The 19,883-nt window shown below is 65.6% G+C and carries 21 protein-coding genes; 13 read left to right on the forward strand and 8 right to left on the reverse strand.

The annotated features are described in order from the left end of the window. Positions 1-3: 3 nt before the first annotated feature. The 4 genes from coaE to ACP7BH_RS16835 are packed head-to-tail and all read right to left on the reverse strand — an operon-like array spanning position 4 to position 2,964. Entirely contained in the window at positions 4-636 is a 633-nt protein-coding gene (gene coaE / locus ACP7BH_RS16820) for a dephospho-CoA kinase (RefSeq protein ID WP_425987012.1), read from the reverse strand. Continuing rightward, on the reverse strand, positions 633-1,463 hold the full coding sequence (locus tag ACP7BH_RS16825; protein WP_425987013.1) for a shikimate dehydrogenase family protein: 831 nt from the start codon (positions 1,461-1,463) through the stop codon (positions 633-635). The genes coaE and ACP7BH_RS16825 overlap by 4 nt, the downstream gene beginning before the upstream one ends. Further along, on the reverse strand, positions 1,460-2,098 hold the full coding sequence (locus tag ACP7BH_RS16830; RefSeq protein ID WP_425987014.1) for a Maf family protein: 639 nt from the start codon (positions 2,096-2,098) through the stop codon (positions 1,460-1,462). Before ACP7BH_RS16830 ends, ACP7BH_RS16825 begins: the two co-directional genes overlap by 4 nt. Next, entirely contained in the window at positions 2,095-2,964 is an 870-nt protein-coding gene (locus ACP7BH_RS16835) for a pyruvate, water dikinase regulatory protein (protein WP_425987015.1), read from the reverse strand. The genes ACP7BH_RS16830 and ACP7BH_RS16835 overlap by 4 nt, the downstream gene beginning before the upstream one ends. Before the next feature lie 450 nt (positions 2,965-3,414). Here ACP7BH_RS16835 and hemE point away from each other — a divergent pair, with 450 nt between their 5' ends. The 12 genes from hemE to ACP7BH_RS16895 all read left to right on the forward strand — a co-directional run bounded on the left by hemE (position 3,415) and on the right by ACP7BH_RS16895 (position 14,355). After that, complete coding sequence (hemE, locus tag ACP7BH_RS16840; protein WP_425987016.1) at positions 3,415-4,473, forward strand: uroporphyrinogen decarboxylase; 1,059 nt, start codon at positions 3,415-3,417, stop codon at positions 4,471-4,473. Continuing rightward, complete coding sequence (gene hemH / locus ACP7BH_RS16845) at positions 4,470-5,531, forward strand: ferrochelatase (protein WP_425987017.1); 1,062 nt, start codon at positions 4,470-4,472, stop codon at positions 5,529-5,531. Before hemE ends, hemH begins: the two co-directional genes overlap by 4 nt. Further along, positions 5,528-5,995 (forward strand): CopD family protein, encoded by a 468-nt coding sequence (locus tag ACP7BH_RS16850; RefSeq protein WP_425987018.1) that lies wholly within the window; start codon positions 5,528-5,530, stop codon positions 5,993-5,995. Before hemH ends, ACP7BH_RS16850 begins: the two co-directional genes overlap by 4 nt. Before the next feature lie 102 nt (positions 5,996-6,097). Then, a complete protein-coding gene (locus ACP7BH_RS16855) occupies positions 6,098-6,511 on the forward strand; it encodes a hypothetical protein (protein ID WP_425987019.1) in 414 nt (137 codons plus the stop codon). A 256-nt stretch (positions 6,512-6,767) separates the two neighbouring features. Beyond that, complete coding sequence (rho, locus tag ACP7BH_RS16860) at positions 6,768-8,201, forward strand: transcription termination factor Rho (RefSeq protein WP_425987020.1); 1,434 nt, start codon at positions 6,768-6,770, stop codon at positions 8,199-8,201. A gap of 40 nt (positions 8,202-8,241) precedes the next feature. After that, positions 8,242-8,469: a DUF6489 family protein gene (locus tag ACP7BH_RS16865; RefSeq protein ID WP_425987021.1), complete on the forward strand. Its 228-nt coding sequence runs from the start codon at positions 8,242-8,244 to the stop codon at positions 8,467-8,469. Between the two features lie 43 nt (positions 8,470-8,512). Next, on the forward strand, positions 8,513-9,820 hold the full coding sequence (gene mnmE / locus ACP7BH_RS16870) for a tRNA uridine-5-carboxymethylaminomethyl(34) synthesis GTPase MnmE (protein WP_425987022.1): 1,308 nt from the start codon (positions 8,513-8,515) through the stop codon (positions 9,818-9,820). An 82-nt stretch (positions 9,821-9,902) separates the two neighbouring features. Further along, positions 9,903-11,783 carry a tRNA uridine-5-carboxymethylaminomethyl(34) synthesis enzyme MnmG gene (mnmG, locus tag ACP7BH_RS16875; protein ID WP_425987024.1) on the forward strand — a complete coding sequence of 627 codons (1,881 nt, stop codon included), beginning with the start codon at positions 9,903-9,905 and terminating at the stop codon, positions 11,781-11,783. Further along, entirely contained in the window at positions 11,783-12,415 is a 633-nt protein-coding gene (rsmG, locus tag ACP7BH_RS16880; protein ID WP_425987025.1) for a 16S rRNA (guanine(527)-N(7))-methyltransferase RsmG, read from the forward strand. The genes mnmG and rsmG overlap by 1 nt, the downstream gene beginning before the upstream one ends. Further along, positions 12,396-13,217 carry a ParA family protein gene (locus ACP7BH_RS16885; protein WP_425987026.1) on the forward strand — a complete coding sequence of 274 codons (822 nt, stop codon included), beginning with the start codon at positions 12,396-12,398 and terminating at the stop codon, positions 13,215-13,217. Before rsmG ends, ACP7BH_RS16885 begins: the two co-directional genes overlap by 20 nt. 25 nt (positions 13,218-13,242) lie before the next feature. Then, positions 13,243-14,133, forward strand: coding sequence for a ParB/RepB/Spo0J family partition protein (locus ACP7BH_RS16890; RefSeq protein ID WP_135194326.1), 891 nt, complete (start codon positions 13,243-13,245; stop codon positions 14,131-14,133). A gap of 39 nt (positions 14,134-14,172) precedes the next feature. Next, positions 14,173-14,355 (forward strand): hypothetical protein, encoded by a 183-nt coding sequence (locus ACP7BH_RS16895; RefSeq protein ID WP_409717138.1) that lies wholly within the window; start codon positions 14,173-14,175, stop codon positions 14,353-14,355. 41 nt (positions 14,356-14,396) lie between these two features. Here ACP7BH_RS16895 and holA read toward each other — a convergent pair whose 3' ends face one another. The 4 genes from holA to ACP7BH_RS16915 form a co-directional block, all read right to left on the reverse strand. Next, entirely contained in the window at positions 14,397-15,449 is a 1,053-nt protein-coding gene (holA, locus tag ACP7BH_RS16900; protein ID WP_425987027.1) for a DNA polymerase III subunit delta, read from the reverse strand. Beyond that, a complete protein-coding gene (gene lptE / locus ACP7BH_RS16905) occupies positions 15,446-15,925 on the reverse strand; it encodes an LPS assembly lipoprotein LptE (protein WP_425987028.1) in 480 nt (159 codons plus the stop codon). The genes holA and lptE overlap by 4 nt, the downstream gene beginning before the upstream one ends. Continuing rightward, on the reverse strand, positions 15,925-18,474 hold the full coding sequence (leuS, locus tag ACP7BH_RS16910) for a leucine--tRNA ligase (RefSeq protein WP_425987029.1): 2,550 nt from the start codon (positions 18,472-18,474) through the stop codon (positions 15,925-15,927). The genes lptE and leuS overlap by 1 nt, the downstream gene beginning before the upstream one ends. A 187-nt stretch (positions 18,475-18,661) precedes the next feature. After that, on the reverse strand, positions 18,662-19,126 hold the full coding sequence (locus tag ACP7BH_RS16915) for a DUF3576 domain-containing protein (RefSeq protein WP_425987030.1): 465 nt from the start codon (positions 19,124-19,126) through the stop codon (positions 18,662-18,664). 340 nt (positions 19,127-19,466) lie between these two features. On the opposite strand from ACP7BH_RS16915, the gene ACP7BH_RS16920 reads away from it, so the two are divergent. Then, entirely contained in the window at positions 19,467-19,871 is a 405-nt protein-coding gene (locus tag ACP7BH_RS16920) for an NtrZ family periplasmic regulatory protein (RefSeq protein ID WP_346497058.1), read from the forward strand. Positions 19,872-19,883 lie beyond the last annotated feature (12 nt).

Genomic DNA, 19,883 nt, shown 5'->3' on the forward strand with positions numbered 1-19,883 from the left:
GCCTCAGTGCGAAAGGCCAGCCGCGCCTTGCCGAGGAGATATCCACGACGGGTCCAGGACCGTGGCGACGATCGCCGCCACATCCGCTCGCGCCGCGTCGAGGCCCCGGCCGGTGTCGATCACGAAATCCGCGCGGGCGCGCTTTTCGGCGTCCGGCATCTGGCGCGCGAGGATGACGTCGAACCGTTCGCGCGTCATGCCGGGACGGGCCAGGACACGCTCGGCCTGGATCGCGGGATCGGCGGTGACGACGACCACGGCGTCGACGGCCTTGTCGCCCCCGGTCTCGAACAGCAGGGGGATGTCGAGGACCGCCAGCCGGGTTCCCGCAGCACGCGCTGCCTCAAGATCTTCCGCCCGGCCTTGGGCGACCAGCGGATGGACGATGGCCTCCAGCCGGCGAAAGGCGGTCTCGTCGCGGCCCAGCGCCTCGGCCAGGCGGGTTCGGTCCACGGCGCCATTGACGACCACGTCGGGGAAGGCCTCTCCCACGGGCTCAACCGCCGCGCCGCTAGGGGCATAGAGGCGATGCACCGCGTCATCGGCATTCCAGACGACCGCGCCCAGATCGGCGAACATGGCCGTCGTCGTCGACTTGCCCATCCCGATGGAGCCGGTGAGACCGAGCAGGATCATGCTGTCCCGCCCAGATGCGCCATCAACAGGGCGCGCAGGTCCAGCGGCGGAGGAGGTCGACGAAACAGGGCCTGGAACGACGGCGCCGCCTGGCCGATCAGCATCGCCAGACCATCCACCGTCGGCAATCCACGCGCCCGCGCTGCCGTCAGGAAGGGGGTGGCCAGCGGCTTGTAGGTCATGTCCATCACCACCGTGCCTGGCGCGATCAATGCGAAGTCGATCTGCGGCGAGACACTGAGCGCATTGACGACCAGGGCCGCGCCGTCAAAGGCGTCCGGTGCCGCCATGACCCGCACCGACAGACCGAGATCGGCGGCCAGGGCCTGGGCCCGTTCCGGCGACCGATTGACGATGCGAACATCTGCTCCGGCCTCGACCAGCGCCCCCGACCCGGCGCGCGCCGCACCGCCGGCGCCCAGCATGACCACCGGCCGGCCGGCGACGTCCAAATTCGGCGCCTGTTCCATAAGACCGCGCATCAGTCCGACGCCGTCGGAGCTGTCGGCGGATACGCAGCCGTCGTCGAACGTCAGGATGTTGGCCGAGGACGTCAGCCGCGCCGCCGGCGTCGCTGTGTCTGCCAGGGCGAAGGCCTGTTCCTTGAAGGGCGCGGTGACATTCAGGCCCATGATCAGGCCCGCGCGCCCGGCCGCGACCAAGGCCTCGAAACCGGCTGGATCGGCGGGGGCGAATGGGACATAGGCGCCGTCGATGTCGCCCGCCGCCAGCCAGGCGTTGTGGATCACTGGACTGAGCGAATGCGCCACCGGATTGCCGGCGATCCCGGCGACCATGGCGGCGCCCGTTATGCGGTGCGTGCTCATGCCGCGATCACTCCCGCCCGCCTCAGTTCCGCCAGCACAGGCCATAGCGGCAGGCCCAGGACGGTGAAATAGTCGCCGTCCACCGCCTCGAACAACTGAGACCCCAGACCCTCCAGCCGATAGGAGCCGACACAGGACAACAGGGCCTCGCCTTCCGCCGCCAGATAGGCGTCGAGGAAGGCGTCGGAGAAATCCCGCATCCGCATCTCGACGGTATCGACGCCGGACCAGACGATCTGCCCCTTGGTCGCCAGGGCGGCGCCGGAATGGAGCCGGTGCGACTTGCCGCGCATGGCTTTCAGCCGCTCTCGCGCGGCGTCCAGCGACTTGGCCTTGGACACCAGTCCGTCGTCGAAGGCGAGGGTCTGGTCCGAACCCAGCACCCAGGCGGCTTCATCGTCGCGCGAGACGGCCAACGCCTTGGCCTCGGCCAGGCGCACCGCCAGGGCCGCCGCATCCAGATCGCCGGACACGGCCTTGATCGCGTCTTCGTCCACATCGGCGACGCGCACCTCGAAGGCGACGCCGGCATTTTCCAGCATGGCGCGTCGAGCGGCGCTCTTGGACGCGAGGATCAGGGTTTCGCGCTCAAGCAGCCCGGAGGGCGTTAGCGCACCAGAAAGCTCCGATTTCACCAGGTCGTCCCGATCTTGTGGTTGCGATGTTCACTGAGCAGGTTGGTGATCGCCGCCGCCGTTTCCTCGACCGAGCGACGAGTCACGTCGATGGTGGGCCAGCCGCGCCGCTCGAAGGCGCGCCGCGCCTTGATCGTCTCGTCGCGGACGGCGTCCTGATCGGTGTAGTTGGACGACTGGTTGGCGTTCAGATTGTCGATGCGGTTGCGGCGGATCTGCACCAGCCGGTCGGGCGACACCGTCAGGCCGATCACCAGCGGCTTCTTCAGCTTCGTCAGCCGCTCGCCGTCCTCCTGGCCCGGCACCAGGGGCACGTTGGCCGCCCGGATGCCGCGGTGGGCCAGATAGATGCAGGTCGGGGTCTTGGACGTTCGGCTGACGCCGCACAGCACCACGTCAGCGCCTTCCAGCTGCTCCAGCGACCCTTGGCCATCGTCATAGGCCATGGCGAAGTCCAGCGCCGCGATCCGGTTGAAATAGTCGTGGTCCAGCGCGTGCTGGGCGCCGACGCGGGTCGACAGGGCCGCGCCCAGATAGCGCGACATGGCGCCGACCAGAGGATCCAAGGCCCCGATCTGCGGCATGTCCAGCCGACGACAGCCCTCCTCCAGCTGTTCGCGCAGCTCCCGATCCACCAGGGTGTGCAGCACCACGCCCGGCGCGGCCGCGACCTCGTACAGCACCCGGTCCATCTGCTTGGCCGAACGGACCAGGGCGTAGATGTGCTCGATGGGGATGACGCCGTCGAAGCGCGCCGTCACCGCCTTGGCCATGGCGTTCAGCGTCTCGCCGGTGGAATCCGACACCAGATGCACATGGAAATAGGTGGCCAGACGGGCCGGTCCCGAAGGTCTCGCTGGGCTCATGAGACTGTCTGTCTCCCTGTTGAAAGTTAGGGGACGGCGTTGGACCGTCGGGGCGCCGTTTTCCTTAGCCCCTCCTCGCCCGGCCCGCGAGCGGGGATGACGGTGGATGGCGGTCCCCATCCGAGGGCGGATCATCCCAAGGCGGAAAACCGGTTTCTCCATCGCTGTGGAAAATCCTAACGAAGGGTTAACGTCGCTTAACCGTGCTCACAGGCGCAAGTCCCCGCAAACCCTTGACCGTTAAGGTTTCGTTAGGGATTGTCCACCGGCGGGATTGTCGCCCATGGCATCCCCGTTAAGGATACGCGGGGCGTGGATATCCGCTTTTGTTCCGCCGGCTGTCCTGAAGTCATCCCCGCCATTCCACCGCCCTACCTGCCACTTCGAATCTTTTAATTCTTAATCTGATTAGGGATTGAGAGCGGGGGGCTGTGACCTTAATCGTCCAGCATGACCGATCCGACCCAGAACGCCGATCAGACGCCCTTGATGCTCAGGGCTCTCCGAGGGGAGACGCTGGAGCGTCCGCCGGTCTGGTTCATGCGTCAGGCAGGGCGTTACCTGCCGGAGTATCGCCGACTGCGGGCCGAGGCGCCCGACTTCATCGCCTTCTGCCTGAATCCAGAGATGGCGGCCGAGGCGACGCTTCAGCCGATGCGGCGGTTCGGCTTCGATGCGGCCATCGTCTTCGCCGACATCCTGTTGATCCCCCGCGCCCTGGGTCAGGACGTCTGGTTCGAAACGGGAGAGGGGCCGCGTCTGGGCGAGATGCCGATTCCCGGTCGGATGGCCGAACTGGCTGCGGGAGCGGGCGAACATCTCTCGGCCGTGGGCGAGACCCTGTCGATCGTGCGCGCCGCCCTGGAGCCCGAGCGGGCCCTGATCGGGTTCGCCGGCGCGCCCTGGACCGTGGCGACCTATATGCTGGACGGCGAACACCGCACCATCGGCAAGGGTGAGCGCGCCCAGGCCCGCACCTATGCCTATGCCGACCCCAGGCGGGTGGACGAGACGCTTGAGGTTCTGGTCGAGGCCACGGCGCGTTATCTGAAGATGCAGGCCGACGCCGGCGCCCAGGTGCTGAAGATCTTCGAGAGCTGGGCGGAGGGCCTGCCGGACGACCTCTTCGAAAGACTGGTCCTGAAGCCCCACCAGGCGCTTGTGAAGCGCACGCGGGAGCTGGGCGTCACCGTACCCTTGATCGGCTTCCCACGGGGCTCTGCGGCGCTTGCAGAGCGGTATGCGCAGGAGGTCGAGGTCGACGCCGTCGCCCTGGACACCGCCTGCCCGCTGGAGGTCGGAAAACGGGTGCAGCAGATCAAGCCGATCCAGGGCGCGCTGGACCCCCTGTTGCTACGCGCCGGCGGCGACTTGCTGGACCGCCGCGTGGATCAGCTGATGGAGGCCTGGGGGCAGGGGCCGTGGATCTTCAACCTGGGACACGGCATCCTGCCCGACGTGCCCATCGACCATGTCGAACAGGTTCTGAAACGGATCGGCGCCCAATGACCGAAGCGACCCAAGTCCGCCGCATCGCGGTGGTGCTGTTCAATCTGGGCGGGCCGGACGATCAGGCCTCGGTCAAGCCGTTCCTGTTCAACCTGTTCAACGACCCAGCCATCATCAGCCTGCCGGGGATCGTGCGCACGCCGCTGGCCAAGCTGATCTCCAGCCGGCGCGAGACCAGCGCCCAGGCCAACTACGCCCTGATGGGCGGGGGTTCGCCCCTGCTGCCGGAAACCCGCCGTCAGGCGCAGGCACTGGAGACGGTGCTGAACGACCGGTTGTCGGGCGACACGGTGCGGGTCTTCATCTCCATGCGCTACTGGAATCCTCTGACCGAGGAAACGGCGGCCGATGTCGCCGCCTTCGGACCGGACGAGGTGGTGCTGCTGCCGCTGTATCCGCAGTTCTCGACCACGACGACGCAGTCTTCGCTCAAGGCCTGGAACGCCGCCTACAGCGGCTCGGGCGTCAGCCGCGCCGTTTGCTGCTATCCGGCCGCGGCGGGTTGGGTCGAGGCCCAGGCCCAAGCTATAGGCGAGAAGCTGGACGAGTCGGTGGGCCAGTCGGTGCGAGTCCTCTTCTCCGCCCACGGCATCCCCGAGAAGCTGGTGACGGGCAAGGGCGATCCCTATCAGGAACAGATCGAGACGACGGTCGCTGCCGTCGTCGCCGCCATCGAGGCGCGTCGCGGACCGATCAACCACGCCATCTGCTATCAGAGCCGCGTGGGGCCGATGAAATGGTTGGGCCCCTCGACGCCCGAGGCCATCGAGAAGGCGGCCAAGGACGGGGTGGGCGTGGTCATCACCCCCATCGCCTTCGTCTCCGAACATATCGAGACCCTGGTCGAGCTGGATATCGAATACGGCGAACTGGCCCATGAAAAAGGGGCCAGTCCCTATCTGCGGGCGCCGGCGGTCGGGATCGAACCCCTGTTCATCGACGCCTTGGCCGATGCGGCGGTCAGCGCCCTGTCTCGCACCGGCGTCGCGCCGTTCGGTCAGGGGTGCAGGGCGGACTGGAAAGCCTGTCCGTATCGCAACGGGAGACAGGCGGCATGAATACCTACGACCTGGCGCGTGGCCTGCACATCCTGGCCGTCATCGCCTGGATGGCGGGGCTGCTGTTCCTGCCGCGCCTCTATGCCTATGACGCCGAACAGAACGTCAAACCCGAGCCGCTGAAAAGCGAGATGCAGGCCCTGTTGCGCCTGTGGCAGGCGCGGCTGCTGCGGATAATCCTGAACCCGGCGATGATCCTGTCCTGGGTGTTCGGGCTGTGGCTGATCCACATCGATGTCTCCGCGCGCGGCGCCGGCTTCCTGGCCGAGCCGTGGATGATCGCCAAACTGTCCGGCGTCTTCCTGCTCAGCGGCTGGCATGGTTTCCTTTCGGCGCAGAGGAAGAAGATCGCGGCGGGGACTTCGAAATATTCCGGCAAGTTCTGGCGCATGACCAATGAGGTTCCCTTCGTCCTGGCCATCGTCATGGTGCTGTCGGTGACGACGGAGTGGACGTTCCGATAGTTGCTCACACTTGTGACCAGCCATCTAAGGCTCAGGTCATCGTCCGAGAATGAAGAATGGGTCGGGTTCGCGTTTGATGCCCGAGTATGAGACCATCGTCTCATGACCATTGCTTTCGTGCTTCTGTTGATGCTCACCCCGTCGCCTCAAGCAGAAGTGACCCTAAGTGCGGCTTTGGATGATTCAACCAAGCCTCAAGGGATAACGCGCCGTCTGCGTGAAAGCGAAATCGCAACCTACGTCGTCAATCACGGCGTCTACCCCGCAGGCATTGTAGGGGAGGTGGGTGAAGCGTTTCGCCCAGATGGAAGTTTTGCTGGTGCAGGACGAATTCCTCGTCGAGGAAGCTACACTATATGGAACGATCGGTTGTGCATCACTGTCGGTAAACTTGAATATTGTCGCGTACTGTATGTCGATGAAGCCGGCGCAGTTTTCTCTTCGCTTCTGAATGCAGACGGGATTGAAACGCAGATGTTTCCGTTGGGATCGATGTGGGCGAGGCGAACTCGTTAGCCATTGTCCTCTTTGTCTCTCTTTGAGGGGCAGCAATGAGATCTCGCCCCATACAGCCGCTTGACCTGACCCGCCGCCTGTGGTTCCGCTGGCGGTGAACCGTTCGGCATCTGCGTCGGCGGTCCCTCTCTTTTCGTGACGCCTGCAGGCCTTGTGCCAGCGGGAGCCCGTCGCGCCTCCCTTCGGCCTTACGGCCAGACATTTTCAGAGACCCGCGCCGCAGCCTCTTGGCCGTGTGCGCCCGCGAGCCTGCATCATGACCGACGTCCGCGACACCAATCCCGACACGCCCGAAAACGAAGCGGCGGAGGCGCAAGCCCCGACCCATCACGGCGCTGAGCACGAGGCCGGTGAAGTCGCAGGCGCCGACTCCGGCGTGGACACCACGGCCGACGACGATGACGACGGCGAACCCGTGGTCGCCAACGGCCGCATCACCCTGGCGGAACTGAATGAGAAGACGCCGGCCGACCTGGTCGCCTTCGCCGAACAGCTGGAGGTCGAGAACGCCTCCAACCTGCGCAAACAGGATCTGCTGTTCGCCATCCTGAAGGCCCTGGCCGACGAGGAAGTCGAGATCATCGCAGACGGCGTGCTGGAAATCCTGCCCGACGGCTTCGGCTTCCTGCGCAGCTCGGACGCCAACTATCTGCCGGGTCCGGACGACGTCTATGTCTCGCCGTCGCAGATCCGCCGCTTCGGCCTGCGCTCGGGCGATACGGTCCACGGCGCCGTGCGCGCGCCGCGCGAAGGCGAGCGTTACTTCGCCCTGCTCAAGGTCGACACGATCAATCTCGAAGACCCCGAGATGGTCAAGACCAAGGTCTTGTTCGACAACCTGACGCCCCTCTACCCCGAAGAGCGGCTGAACATGGAGATCCAGGATCCGACGCTGAAGGATCGCTCGGGTCGGGTGATCGACATCGTCGCCCCCCTGGGCAAGGGCCAGCGCTGCCTTATCGTGGCGCCGCCGCGCGTCGGCAAGACGGTGATGTTGCAGAACATCGCCAAGTCGATCGAGAAGAATCACCCGGAAGTCATCCTGATCGTCCTGCTGATCGACGAACGGCCGGAAGAAGTCACGGACATGCAGCGCACGGTGAAGGGCGAGGTCGTCGCCTCGACCTTCGACGAGCCGGCCACGCGCCACGTCGCCGTCGCCGAAATGGTGATCGAAAAGGCCAAGCGCCTGGTCGAGCACAAGAAGGACGTGGTGATCCTGCTGGACTCCATCACGCGCCTGGGCCGCGCCTATAACGCCACCGTCCCATCGTCGGGCAAGGTGCTGACTGGCGGTGTTGACGCCAACGCCCTGCAACGGCCGAAGCGCTTCTTCGGCGCCGCGCGGAATGTGGAGCAGGGGGGGTCGTTGACCATCATCGCCACGGCTCTGATCGACACCGGCAGCCGGATGGACGAGGTGATCTTCGAAGAGTTCAAGGGCACCGGCAACTCGGAAATCGTGCTGGACCGCAAGGTCGCCGACAAGCGCATCTTCCCCGCCATCGACGTGCTGAAGTCCGGTACCCGCAAGGAAGACCTGATCACGCCCAAGGATCAGCTGGCCAAGACCTATGTCCTGCGCCGCATCCTGAACCCCATGGGTCCGCAGGACGCGATCGAATTCCTGCTCGACAAACTGCGTCAATCGAAGAACAACTCGGACTTCTTCCAGTCGATGAACACCTGATCCGTCTTCGGACGTTTCACGTGAAACAGGAGACGGTGCGATGAAGGTCAATGTCGAAGTGGAGTGCACCCCGGCGGAGGCGCGGGCCTTCCTGGGGTTGCCTGACGTGACGCCGCTGAACGAGGCCATGGTCGCTGAGATGCAGAAGCGGATGGAGACCAATGTCGCCGCTATGCAGCCCGAAGAGCTGATGAAGACATGGACCAGTTTCGGTCTTCAGGCTCAGGACCAGTTTCGCCGCCTGATGGAAGCGGCCGTCAAACCATGACCCGCCTGTCTCCTCCCCCCATCGGGGGAGGGGGAGGATCCCAATGACCGACACCATCTTCGCCCTCGCGACGCCGCCTGGCCGAGGGGCCATCGCCGTCATCCGTCTGTCCGGGCCGGCGGTCGAATCGGCCCTGACGGCGCTCGGCGCGACAAGGCTCAAGCTGCGAATGGCTGCGGTTCGCGATCTGGCCCACGCCGGCGATCACATCGATCAGGCCCTGGTCCTGCGCTTCGCCGCGCCGAACTCCTACACCGGCGAGGACTCTGCCGAACTGCATCTGCATGGGGGGCGCGCCGTGGTCGAGGCCGCCAGCCGTGCCTTGATCGCGCTTGGCGTTCGTCCGGCCGAACCCGGCGAGTTCACCCGCCGCGCTTTCCAGAACGGCCGCATGGACCTGGCCCAGGCCGAGGCGGTCGCCGATCTGATCGACGCCGAGACCAGCGCTCAGGCCAGGCAGGCCCTGGGGCAGTTGGACGGAAAACTCAGCGAAACCTACGCCGGTTTCCGCCACGACCTGCTTCACGCCCTGGCTCTGGTCGAGGCGGAGATCGACTTTCCCGACGAAGAGGTGCCGGACAATCTGGCGCGAACCGCCGGGCCGGTGCTGGATCGTCTCGCCGACGATTTACGCCGTGCCGTCGATACCGGGCGGCGGGGCGAACGGGTGCGGGACGGCTATCGCATCGTCCTGATCGGCGAGACGAACGCCGGCAAGTCGTCGCTGTTCAACGCCCTCGTCGCACGAGAGGCGGCCATCGTGACGCCGATCGCCGGCACCACCCGCGATGTGCTCGACGCCGATCTGGTGATCGGCGGTTACGCCGTGACCCTGTCCGACACGGCGGGCCTGAGAGAAAGCGACGATCCGGTCGAGGCCGAAGGCGTTCGCCGCGCGCGACTACGGGCGGAACAGGCGGACCTTCGTCTGTGGGTTCGCGCACCCGGCGATCCGGACGGGGTGGCGGCTGACTATGCTTGCGCGGGTGACCTGGTGGTGGCCAACAAGTCCGATCTTGGAGGCATTCACACCACAAGCGGTTTGGAAGTTCTGTCGGTCAGCACCGAAAGCGGGCAGGGCTTGCCAGAGCTTCACGACTGGATTGCCGCACGGCTGTCAGCCGATCTGGCGGGGGCGGATTTTCCGGCGATCACGCGTGAGCGTCACCGGCTTCGGTTGACCGAGGCGCTGTCGGCGGTGACGGCAGCACGCGTCGCCTTAAATGTCGCGCCGGAGATGGCGGGCGACGATCTGCGTCGGGCGGCTGATGCCTTGGCGCGGGTCACCGGCGCCATTGGGGTCGAGGATATATTGGGGCAGGTCTTTTCGACCTTCTGCATCGGAAAATAGGACAGGCGTTCCACGTGAAACATCGGCGGTTCCTCCAAGCCTGAAGGTGGCGAAGTGGAGCCAATTGGACTATGTGCCCGGCATGAGTTCTCCCACCGATCTTTACTTTGACGTCGTCATCATCGGCGGCGGCCATGCCGGCTGTGAAGCCGCAGCAGCGTCTGCGCGTGCGGGCGCCCGCACTGTCCTGCTGACCCAAAAGCTGGAAACCATCGGCGAGATGTCCTGTAACCCGGCCATCGGCGGTCTGGGCAAGGGGCACTTGGTGCGCGAGATCGACGCCATGGACGGGATCATGGGGCGTCTTGCCGACGTGTCGGGCATTCAATTCCGCCTGCTGAACCGGTCCAAGGGCGCCGCCGTGCGTGGCCCTCGCAGCCAGATCGACCGGCGTCTGTATCGTGAAGCCATGCAGGTCGAACTGAAGACGACGGCAAACCTGACCCTGATGGCGGGCACGGCCGAGAGTCTGATCCTCGACGGAGACCGTGTGGTCGGGGTTACGACGGGAGCCGGCGAGACGGTGCGGGCCGGGGCGGTCGTCCTGACGACGGGCACCTTCCTGAACGGTGTCATCCATCGTGGCGACGAGCGGATTCCTGCCGGTCGCCACGGCGAGGATCCGTCCACCGGTCTGGCTGCCGACCTTCATGCCGCCGATCTGATGATGGGACGGCTGAAGACAGGCACGCCCGCGCGCTTGGATGGGCGCACCATCGCTTGGGATCGGTTGGAGATGCAGCAGGCGGACGAGACCCCGTCGGCCTTTTCTTTCCTGACTGACAAGATCGACGTGCCCCAGATCGCTTGCGGGGTGACCCACACGACGCAAGAGACCCACAGGATCATCGCCGAGAACCTCAGCGAGAGCGCCGTCTATGGCGGCAAGCTGTCGGGGAGGGGGCCGCGCTATTGCCCTTCGATTGAGGACAAGGTGGTGCGGTTCGCCGACAAGACCAGCCACCAGATCTTCCTCGAACCCGAGGGCCTCGATGATCCGAGCGTCTATCCGAACGGGATTTCGACATCAGTCTCCGAACCGACCCAACTGGCCTTCCTGCGCACCATCCCGGGTCTCGAAGCCGTGGAGGTGTTCCGCTACGGCTATGCCATCGAATATGATTATGTCGATCCGCGCGAGCTGAGCCCCGCGCTGGAGGTCAAGAAACGGCCGGGTCTCTATCTGGCCGGCCAGATCAACGGCACGACCGGATATGAGGAGGCCGCCGCCCAGGGGCTGATGGCGGGGCTGAACTCGGCCCGTGCTGCAGCTGGACAAGAGGCGGTCGTCCTGGGACGCGACCAGGCCTATATCGGCGTGATGATCGATGATCTGGTAACGCGTGGCGTGACAGAACCCTATCGCATGTTCACCAGTCGGGCGGAGTATCGTCTGACCTTGCGCTCGGACAACGCCGATCAGCGCCTGACCCCGCTGGCGATTGAGCTGGGAATCGTGGACGACAGGCGTCGGATGCGGTTCGAAGGTAAGGCGGCGGAGCTGACCATTGCGAGCGCCGTTTCACGTGAAACACTGTTTACCCCCAACGAAGCGGGAGCCTTAGGGATCACCGTGAATGCGGATGGGCGTCGTCGATCGATGCGCGAACTTCTGGCTTTCCCGGATGTCACCCTGAATCACTTCATTGCCGTTTGTCCGTCCATCCGGGACTGGAGCGCTGAAGTTCGCGAGCAGGTCGAGATCGACGCGGGATATGCCAACTACCTCGATCGGCAAGCGCTCGACGCTGAGGCCTTGCGGACGGAGGAGGGGATGATTCTGCCCGCCGATCTCGACTATGCGGCCATTGGGGGTCTGTCGAACGAGGTGAAGGAGAAGCTGGCGCGGGTCCAGCCTCGCACCCTGGGTCAGGCCGGGCGGATCGAAGGTATGACGCCCGGCGCCCTGACGGCCCTTCTGGCCCATGCGAAGAAGTCGCCCAAAGCCTGGGTTGCCGCCTGATGCTCGAAACGGAAAAGGCCGCCTTTCAGGCCAAGGCCGGGGCGACGCCGCAGCAGATGGCGGACCTTGAGGCTTTTCGTGTTCGTCTCGGCGACGCCAATTCAGTGATGAACCTGGTCGGGCCCGACAGCCTGCCGGACTTCTGGAACCGACACGCCTGGGACAGTGCCCAGTTGTTGACGCATGCGCCCGAGGCGCGGACCTGGGCTGATCTGGGGGCCGGCGCCGGGTTTCCGGGCGTGGTGTTGGCGATCCTGATGAAGGGGCGAGAAGGCGCGCATGTGTGGTTGATCGACAGTCTGGGCAAGCGGTGCCGGTTCCTGCAGGAGATCGTGGATGCGCTCGATCTGCCGGCGACCGTCATCATTGGCCGGGCGGAGGAACAGCAGGTGACATGCGACATCGTCACCGCGCGTGCAGTCGCGCCGATGGAGAAACTGCTGGGTTATGCACAGCCCTACTTCCAAAGGGGTGCACAAGGTCTGTTCCTCAAGGGGGAGAGGGCCGAATCCGAGTTGATCGAGGCGCGGAAACCCTGGCATTTCGAAGCTGAACTGGCCCCGTCGCAAAGCGACGTGCGCGGCCGTATCGTGACAATCCGGAGTCTCCGACGTGCCCGCACAAAGCGCTAGAAAGAGACCTGCCCGCGTTCTGGCGGTGTCGAACCAGAAGGGCGGAGTGGGCAAGACCACAACGGCCATCAACCTGGGCACCGCCTTGGCCGCTATTGGCGAGCGTGTGCTGATCGTGGACATGGATCCGCAGGGAAATGCGTCCACCGGTCTGGGTGTTCCGCGTGAAACACGCCGGGTCACCATCTATGACGTGGTCGTCGACCAGCGCTCTATCGACGATGCGGCGGTGCAGACGACGGTGCCGGGGCTGTGGATCGTGCCTGCCGACGCCGATATGTCGGGTGTGGAGATCGAGCTGAGCCAGGCGGATCGTCGTTCCTATCGCTTGCGCGACGCCTTGCGGGCGCATGATGATGGCCCTACCGCGTATGACTATGTGCTGATCGACTGCCCGCCCTCGCTGAACCTGTTGACGCTGAACGCGATGGCGGCTGCGGATGCGGTCTTGGTGCCGCTTCAATGCGAGTTCTTCGCCTTGGAAGGTTTGAGCCAGTTGATGCGGACCATCGACATGGTCAAGCACAGCCTCAATCCTTCGCTGGAAATCCAGGGGTTGGTGCTGACGATGTATGACCGTCGCAGCGCCCTGTCGGGTCAGGTGGCCAACGATGTGCGCGCCCACTTCGGCGACAAGGTCTATGAGAGCGTCATACCCCGCAACGTTCGCGTCGCCGAGGCGCCGTCGTTCGGAAAGCCGGTGTTGATTTACGACCTGAAATGCGCCGGCAGCCAGGCCTATCTGAAGCTGGCCCGGGAAGTGGTGAAGCGCGAACGCCAGCGCCTGAAACTGGCCGCCTGAATCTTATTGGAAACGGAACAGTATCTTGGCTGAACGACAAAGAGGTCTGGGCCGCGGCCTGTCGGCATTGATGGGGCAGGACGCCGAGGCGCCGGTGGCGTCGGACGCGCCGGCGCCGGCCGGCGTGCAACGCGTGCCGATCGAGAGCCTGAAGCCCAACCCCGATCAGCCGCGCAAGACCTTCCGTCAGGAGGATCTGGAGGAACTGACCGCCTCGATCCGCGACAAGGGCGTGCTGCAGCCGATCCTGGTGCGGACCCATCCGGGCGAGGACGGCGTCTGGCAGATCATCGCCGGCGAACGCCGCTGGCGCGCCTCCCAGGCCGCGCGCCTAACCGAGGTGCCGATCGTCATCCACGAGATGGACGACGTGGAGGTGTTCGAGGTCGCCATCGTCGAGAACGTGCAGCGCGCCGACCTGAATCCGCTGGAGGAGGCGGAGGCTTACCGCGTCCTGATGGAGCGGTTCGGCCGGACCCAGGATGCGGTGGCGGGCGTCGTCGGCAAGAGCCGCAGTCACGTGGCCAACACCATGCGCCTGCTTCAACTGCCCGAGCGGGTGCTGTTCTATGTGCGCGAAGGCAAGCTGTCGGCCGGCCATGCGCGGGCTCTTATCAATACGCCGGATCCAGGCCAACTGGCGGACATCGCCTTCGTCGACGGCCTGAGCGTGCGCGAGACCGAGGCCTTGGCCCGTCGCGCGGTCGAAGGGCCCAAGCCTGTGAAGGCCAGGTCTGCATCCGCGTCTTCGGGCGGAGAGGGGGCGGCCGATGTCGTCGCGCTTCAACAGGATTTGGCCGATGCCCTGGGCCTGAAGGTCCAACTGGCGGACAAGGGCGGCAAGGGCGACCTGACCATCCGTTACGGCTCGCTGGAGCAGCTAGACGATCTGTGCCGCCGTTTGATGCGGGGTTGAGGCGGCGGACTTGGCGATGATCTTGTGGTAAGGTGGCCTATGACTGAAGAAAACACGCCCTCCGCCGCCGACAATCTGAAACAGGCGCTTGCCGCCAAGAAGGCCAAGACCGGTCATGGCTTCAATGCCCAGGCCGGCGCCAAGGCTGAGGAAAAGAGCGTCTCGGCGCGCAATGTCGCCATGGCTCAGCCCGCGTTCCGCAAGGCGTCCAAGCGGGGCTGATTACGCTGCGTCTTCTCCCCACGGCAGGGAGAAGGCGTCTCTTAAAGCCCGAGCCGTCGCGCTCGTCCGGCGATTTCCAGCAGCAGGCGTTCGGCGATCAGTTGATCCGGCATGCCGGTGGTCTTGGTGGCCACGTCGGCGGTGTTGATGCTGTCCAGCACCTCATCCAGCGCTTCAAGCCTCCAAGACCGCGCCTGGCGCAGCATTTCCGCCTCCTGTTTCCAGAAGACGCCTGCGGCCTTTGCGGCCTCCTTGGCGTTTGCGCCGTTGGCCTGCAAGATATTGATCCGGCGCAGTTTTCCCAGATGCAGGGCGGCAGATCGGACAGCCAGAACCGAGGATTCGCCCTCAGCGAAGGCGCGTCTCAGACCCGCTTGCGCCGGGCCGGGCCGGGCGCCGAAGGCCTGAAGCGCGGCGTCGGACAGGGAGGCGTCCGGCTCGACGCCCAGGTGATGCTCCAGCGCGTCCATATCCAGCGTCTTGCCGGAGCCTGGGCCGATGAACAGGGCCAGACGCTCGATCTCCTGGCGCATCAAACCCCGCTCGCGCGGCAGACGGGCGACGAAACGGTCCAGGGCGTCGGACGTCAGACCGACCTTGTCGGCGGCCAGGGCCTCGCGGACCATGCGGGCGACATCGCCGGTCTCGTCCTCGTAACAGACGATGCCGACGGCGCCGTTTTCCTTCTCGGCGGTCTTTCGCAGGGCGGACTCGCGACCCAGCTGGTCGGCCTCGACCACCATCATGGCGTCGGGATTGTAGCCGCCCTCCGCGTGGATCTTGAGGGCGGCGGCGACGGCCTTGTCCACGCCGGGCTTCAGCGTGGACAGACGGATGCGTACCAGACGACGGCCGCCCATCAGGGACATGGCCGTCAGGGCCTCTTCCAGCTTCGTCTCATCGCCGTCGATGTCGCTGTCGGTCAGGACGGTGACGTTGAAGGGGTCGTTCAGGTCGGGGGTGACGGTCCGGCACAGCACCTCGGCCCGTTCAGCGACGCCGGACCGGTCCTTGCCGTGGATCACTGCCGCCCGGATCGCCGGATCGGGCGCCTTCAGAAAGCGATCGATCTCGGGGCGTTTGGCCAGGATCACGGGTTCGACAGCGCCTGCATGAGGTCGAGGCGGATCAGCCGGGCCAGTTCGGAAGCGGCACGCTCCTCGCCGTCCTGCTGGGCGGCGATGGCGGCATAGGGCTGGTCGGCGGCGGCGTAGGTGGTGGTGACCGTCTCGGTCCCACTGACGGGCGTTCCGCCTGCGGCGGGCGTCAGGGTCCAGTTCGCCTTGACCGTCAACTCGTATCGGGTCGCGGTGTCGTCGATCCGGCGGCCCAGCGAGCGGCGGTTCTGCTCGACCTGGGTGGTCAGGCGATAAAGCGGCGTGGAGGACCGATCCCAGGCCAGGGCGTCCTCCAGCTGTTCGCGCAGGCGATAGCCCAGCCTGTCGTCCTGGGTCGTGACGGCGATGCGCCGCAGGGACGAGCCCACGGCCGGTTCGGCGTACATGGGGGTGAAGCCGCAGGCGGAAACCGCCAGGGCGGACAGGACTGCGAAAGCCGCCGCGATACGCATCAGCCGGCCACCAGATTGACGATGCGGTCCTTGACCACGACGATCTTCTTCACGCTCAGACCCTCCAGCCGCGCCTGCACGGTCTCGTCGGCCAGAACGATGGCCTCGACCTCGGCGGGCTCCATGCCGCGCGGCACGCGGATTTCCGCGCGACGCTTGCCGTTGATCTGGATGGGCAGGGCCACCTCGTCGTCGGCCGCCAGCGCAGCGTCCCACACCGGCCACGGCGCGTCCAGAACCATCCCGTCCTCTCCCAGCCGTGTCCAGGCTTCCTCGGCCAAGTGCGGGGTGAAGGGGGCGATGAGGCGGGCCAGGGCCGACAGGGCCTGCCGCTTGGCGTCGCCGCCGGCCTGGGCGTTGTCGCGAATGGTGGCGACGAAGGCGTAGAGTTTGGCGATGGCCGAGTTGAAGCGGAAGCCCTCGACGCCCTCGGACACGGCCTTGATGGCCTTGTGCGTCTCACGCAGCAGGTCGGCGTTGGCCTTGTCCTCGCCGGCGAAGGCGGGATCGTACGCATCAAACAGGGTCCAGGCGCGCTGGACGAAGCGGCTGGCCCCCTCGACGCCGCCAGGGGTCCATTGCACGTCGCGTTCGGGCGGGCTGTCGGACAGGACGAACAGACGGCCGGCGTCCACGCCGTGCGATTCCAGGATTTCGGCCGGGGCGACGACATTCTTCTTGGACTTGGACATCTTCTCGATGTCGCCGATGACCAGGGTCTCGCCGGTCGACAGCTGGCGAGCCGAACGGACGCCATTGTCGTTGGTCAAATCCACGTCAGTCGGCTCGACCCAGGCGCCGTCGCCGCGGCGATAGGTCTCGTGAACCACCATGCCTTGGGTGAACAGGCCGGCGAACGGCTCCTTCACCGACAACATGCCGGCGTCGGACAGGGCGCGGGTGATGAAGCGGGCGTAGAGCAGGTGCAGCACCGCGTGCTCGACGCCGCCGATATACTGATCCACCGCCAGCCAGCGGTCGGCGGCGGCCTTGTCGATCGGCGCCTCGGCCGTCGGGTCGGTGAAACGGGCGAAATACCAGCTGGAGTCGACGAAGGTGTCGAGCGTGTCGGTTTCGCGCGTCGCGTCCTGACCGCAAGACGGGCATTTGACGTGTTTCCAGGTCGCGTGGCGATCCAGCGGATTGCCGGGCACGTCGAAGGTCACGTCGTCGGGAAGGACGACCGGGAGCTGATCGGCGGGAACCTCCACCGGACCGCAGGACGGGCAGTGGATGATCGGGATTGGGCAACCCCAGTAGCGCTGGCGCGAAACGCCCCAGTCGCGCAGGCGATAGATGGTCGCGCCCTTGCCCACACCCGCCGCCTCGACGCGGCGGATGGCCTCGGCCTTGGCGGTTTCGATGTCCAGGCCGTTCAGGAAGTCGGAATGGAAGATCGCGCCCGGACCGGTATAGGCCTCGTCGCCCACGGCGAAATCGTCGCCGGCGCCTTCGGGACGAACCACCGGGATCACCGGCAGGCCGTATTTGCGGGCGAAGTCCAGGTCGCGCTGGTCGTGGGCCGGGCAGGCGAAGATGGCGCCCGTGCCGTATTCCGACAGGATGAAGTTGGCGATCCAGACCGGGACCTCGGCCCCGGTGAAGGGATGAACGGCCTTAAGGCCCGTGTCCCAGCCGATCTTCTCGGCCTGGTCGATATCGGCCTGAGACGTGCCGCCCGCGCGGCATTTGGCTACGAAATCGGCGACCGCTGGATCGGCCTCGGCCAGCTGTTTCGAGATCGGGTGATCGGGCGCCAGGCCCAGGAAACTGGCGCCGAACAGGGTGTCGGGCCGGGTGGTGTAGATTTCGACGCCGGACTCATATCCCACGGGGGCAGCGCCTGCGAAAGCCCAGGTCATCTGCAGGCCCTTGGAGCGACCGATCCAGTTCTCCTGCATCAGCCGGACCTTCTCGGGCCAGCGGTCCAGGGTCTTCAGACCGTCAATCAGGTCGTCCGCATAATCGGTGATCCGCAGGAACCACTGGTTCAGCTTGCGCTTCTCGACCACCGCGCCCGAGCGCCAGCCGCGCCCGTCGATGACCTGCTCATTGGCCAGGACGGTGTTGTCCACCGGATCCCAGTTGACGACCCCGTCCTTGCGATAGACCAGGCCGCGCCGATACAGCTCCAGGAACCAGGCCTGCTGCTTGCCGTAGTATTCCGGGTCGCAGGTCGCGAACTCGCGCGACCAGTCCAGCGACAGGCCCAGCAGTTTCAGCTGTTCGCGCATCGTCGCAATGTTGGAATAGGTCCAGCCTTTGGGGTGGATGCCGCGTTCCATGGCCGCGTTCTCGGCCGGCATTCCGAAGGCGTCCCAGCCCATCGGGTGCAGGACGTCATAGCCCTGGGCGCGCTTGGACCGCGCCACCACGTCGCCCATCACATAGTTGCGGGCATGGCCCATGTGGATGTTGCCCGACGGATAGGGAAACATTTCAAGCACATAGTATTTCGGACGGCCGGTATCCTTCGTCACGAAGGCGGAGGCCTCGGCCCAGCGGGCCTGTTGGCGAGGTTCGGCGGTCTTGGGTTCGTAACGGGCCACGGTCGTCCTGAAAGTCAGAAGGGCGCTGACGCCCTCCCGGCTCAACTAGCCCGAAGGACGACAGCGCCCAAGAAGTAATGCGTTTCGGCCGCCCGAAGAAAGGCGACTGAGCCTAATCCACCTGGTGCTCAAGCAGCCCGGAGGGCGGTAGCATCCAAGGGAAAGCTAAAGCAGGCCTTCGCCTGCTTTAGCCAGCATTAGACAGGTTCAGCTGGCGCGCCTTGGTCAGGATGGCGTTTTCCAGATCGGCCTCGGTCTGGGCGGCGACCGGGGCGGCGGTCCATTGCCCATCGGCGCCCTTCACTTCCTTGGTCACCGTGACGTTCAACGCGTCGGCGCGCAGACGGGTGTCTAGGATGAAGACGGTCGCCTTGAAGCGCTCGTTCGGCGTCTGGGGGTTGATGTACCAGTCGTAGTTGATGACGCCGCCCCACGGATCGGCGGTCAGCAGCGGCATGAAGCTGAGGGTGTCGAGCGAGGCGCGCCACAGGAAGGCGTTGACGCCGATGCCCTGTTGCACGTTCGTCTTGGGCGCAGACTTCTCGCCGCCGACGAAGGGAATGCTTGAGCAGGCGGACAGCGACGCGCCAAGGGCCACGCCCGAGACCAGGACGGCCGCGACGTTCCGAACCAGGGCCTTGTTGAGGCTCATCAAGAGAAGTCTCCGTAAACTCAGGGACGCGCGGGCCTCGCCCACACGCGCGCACGGCCAAGGAAGAATGCCGACTGCGGGGTTCTATAACACGGTGAAAAGGGGCGATGACAAGGCGAAGTCTGCGGCGGTCGCATCCGGCGTCGCGCTGTTTTGCGACAGGACCATGTCATCCGGCGGGATTCCGGCCGAATCCCGTGACGCTTGAGACACATGCGCAGACAACAATGCGCGGGAACCTTGTTATCGAAGGCTCATTCCGTTGACCGCGAGGACACCCGGTGTCTAATCGCCTGGCTCACGACCATATAAGGTCGGTTCAGGGTTGAAACGCCGCGTCATGGCGGGGTTCGAAGGATTTGGTATGCGGTTCGGTGGTTTCCTGGCTGTGATGATGGCGACGACGGCGATGGCCGCGTCGACTTCGGCGCTTGCCCAGAGCACGTCCACAGTCTCGCTGTCGGACGCCCAGGCGGCCCAGCGCAGCGCCCCCGCTCCCCAACGTCGTGGTCTGCGCCTGAACGACAACGGTCGCTGGGGCCTGGACTTCAACCTGAACCAGCCCGTCGGCCGCGAGACAGATTGGGGCGATGTGGAAGCGGGCGCCTATTACCGTCTGAACGACCGCCTGCGCGTCGGCGCTGCCGCCGCCGTGGGCGCACCCGAGGCCGATCCGGCCCGTGCGCCCGAAACCAATGGCCGCGCCCAGCCGCGCGTGCGTCTGGAAACGATCTTCAAGTTCTGATTTGGACCCGAT

The organism is Brevundimonas sp. TWP2-1, from assembly GCF_049897645.1.
Lineage (GTDB): Bacteria > Pseudomonadota > Alphaproteobacteria > Caulobacterales > Caulobacteraceae > Brevundimonas.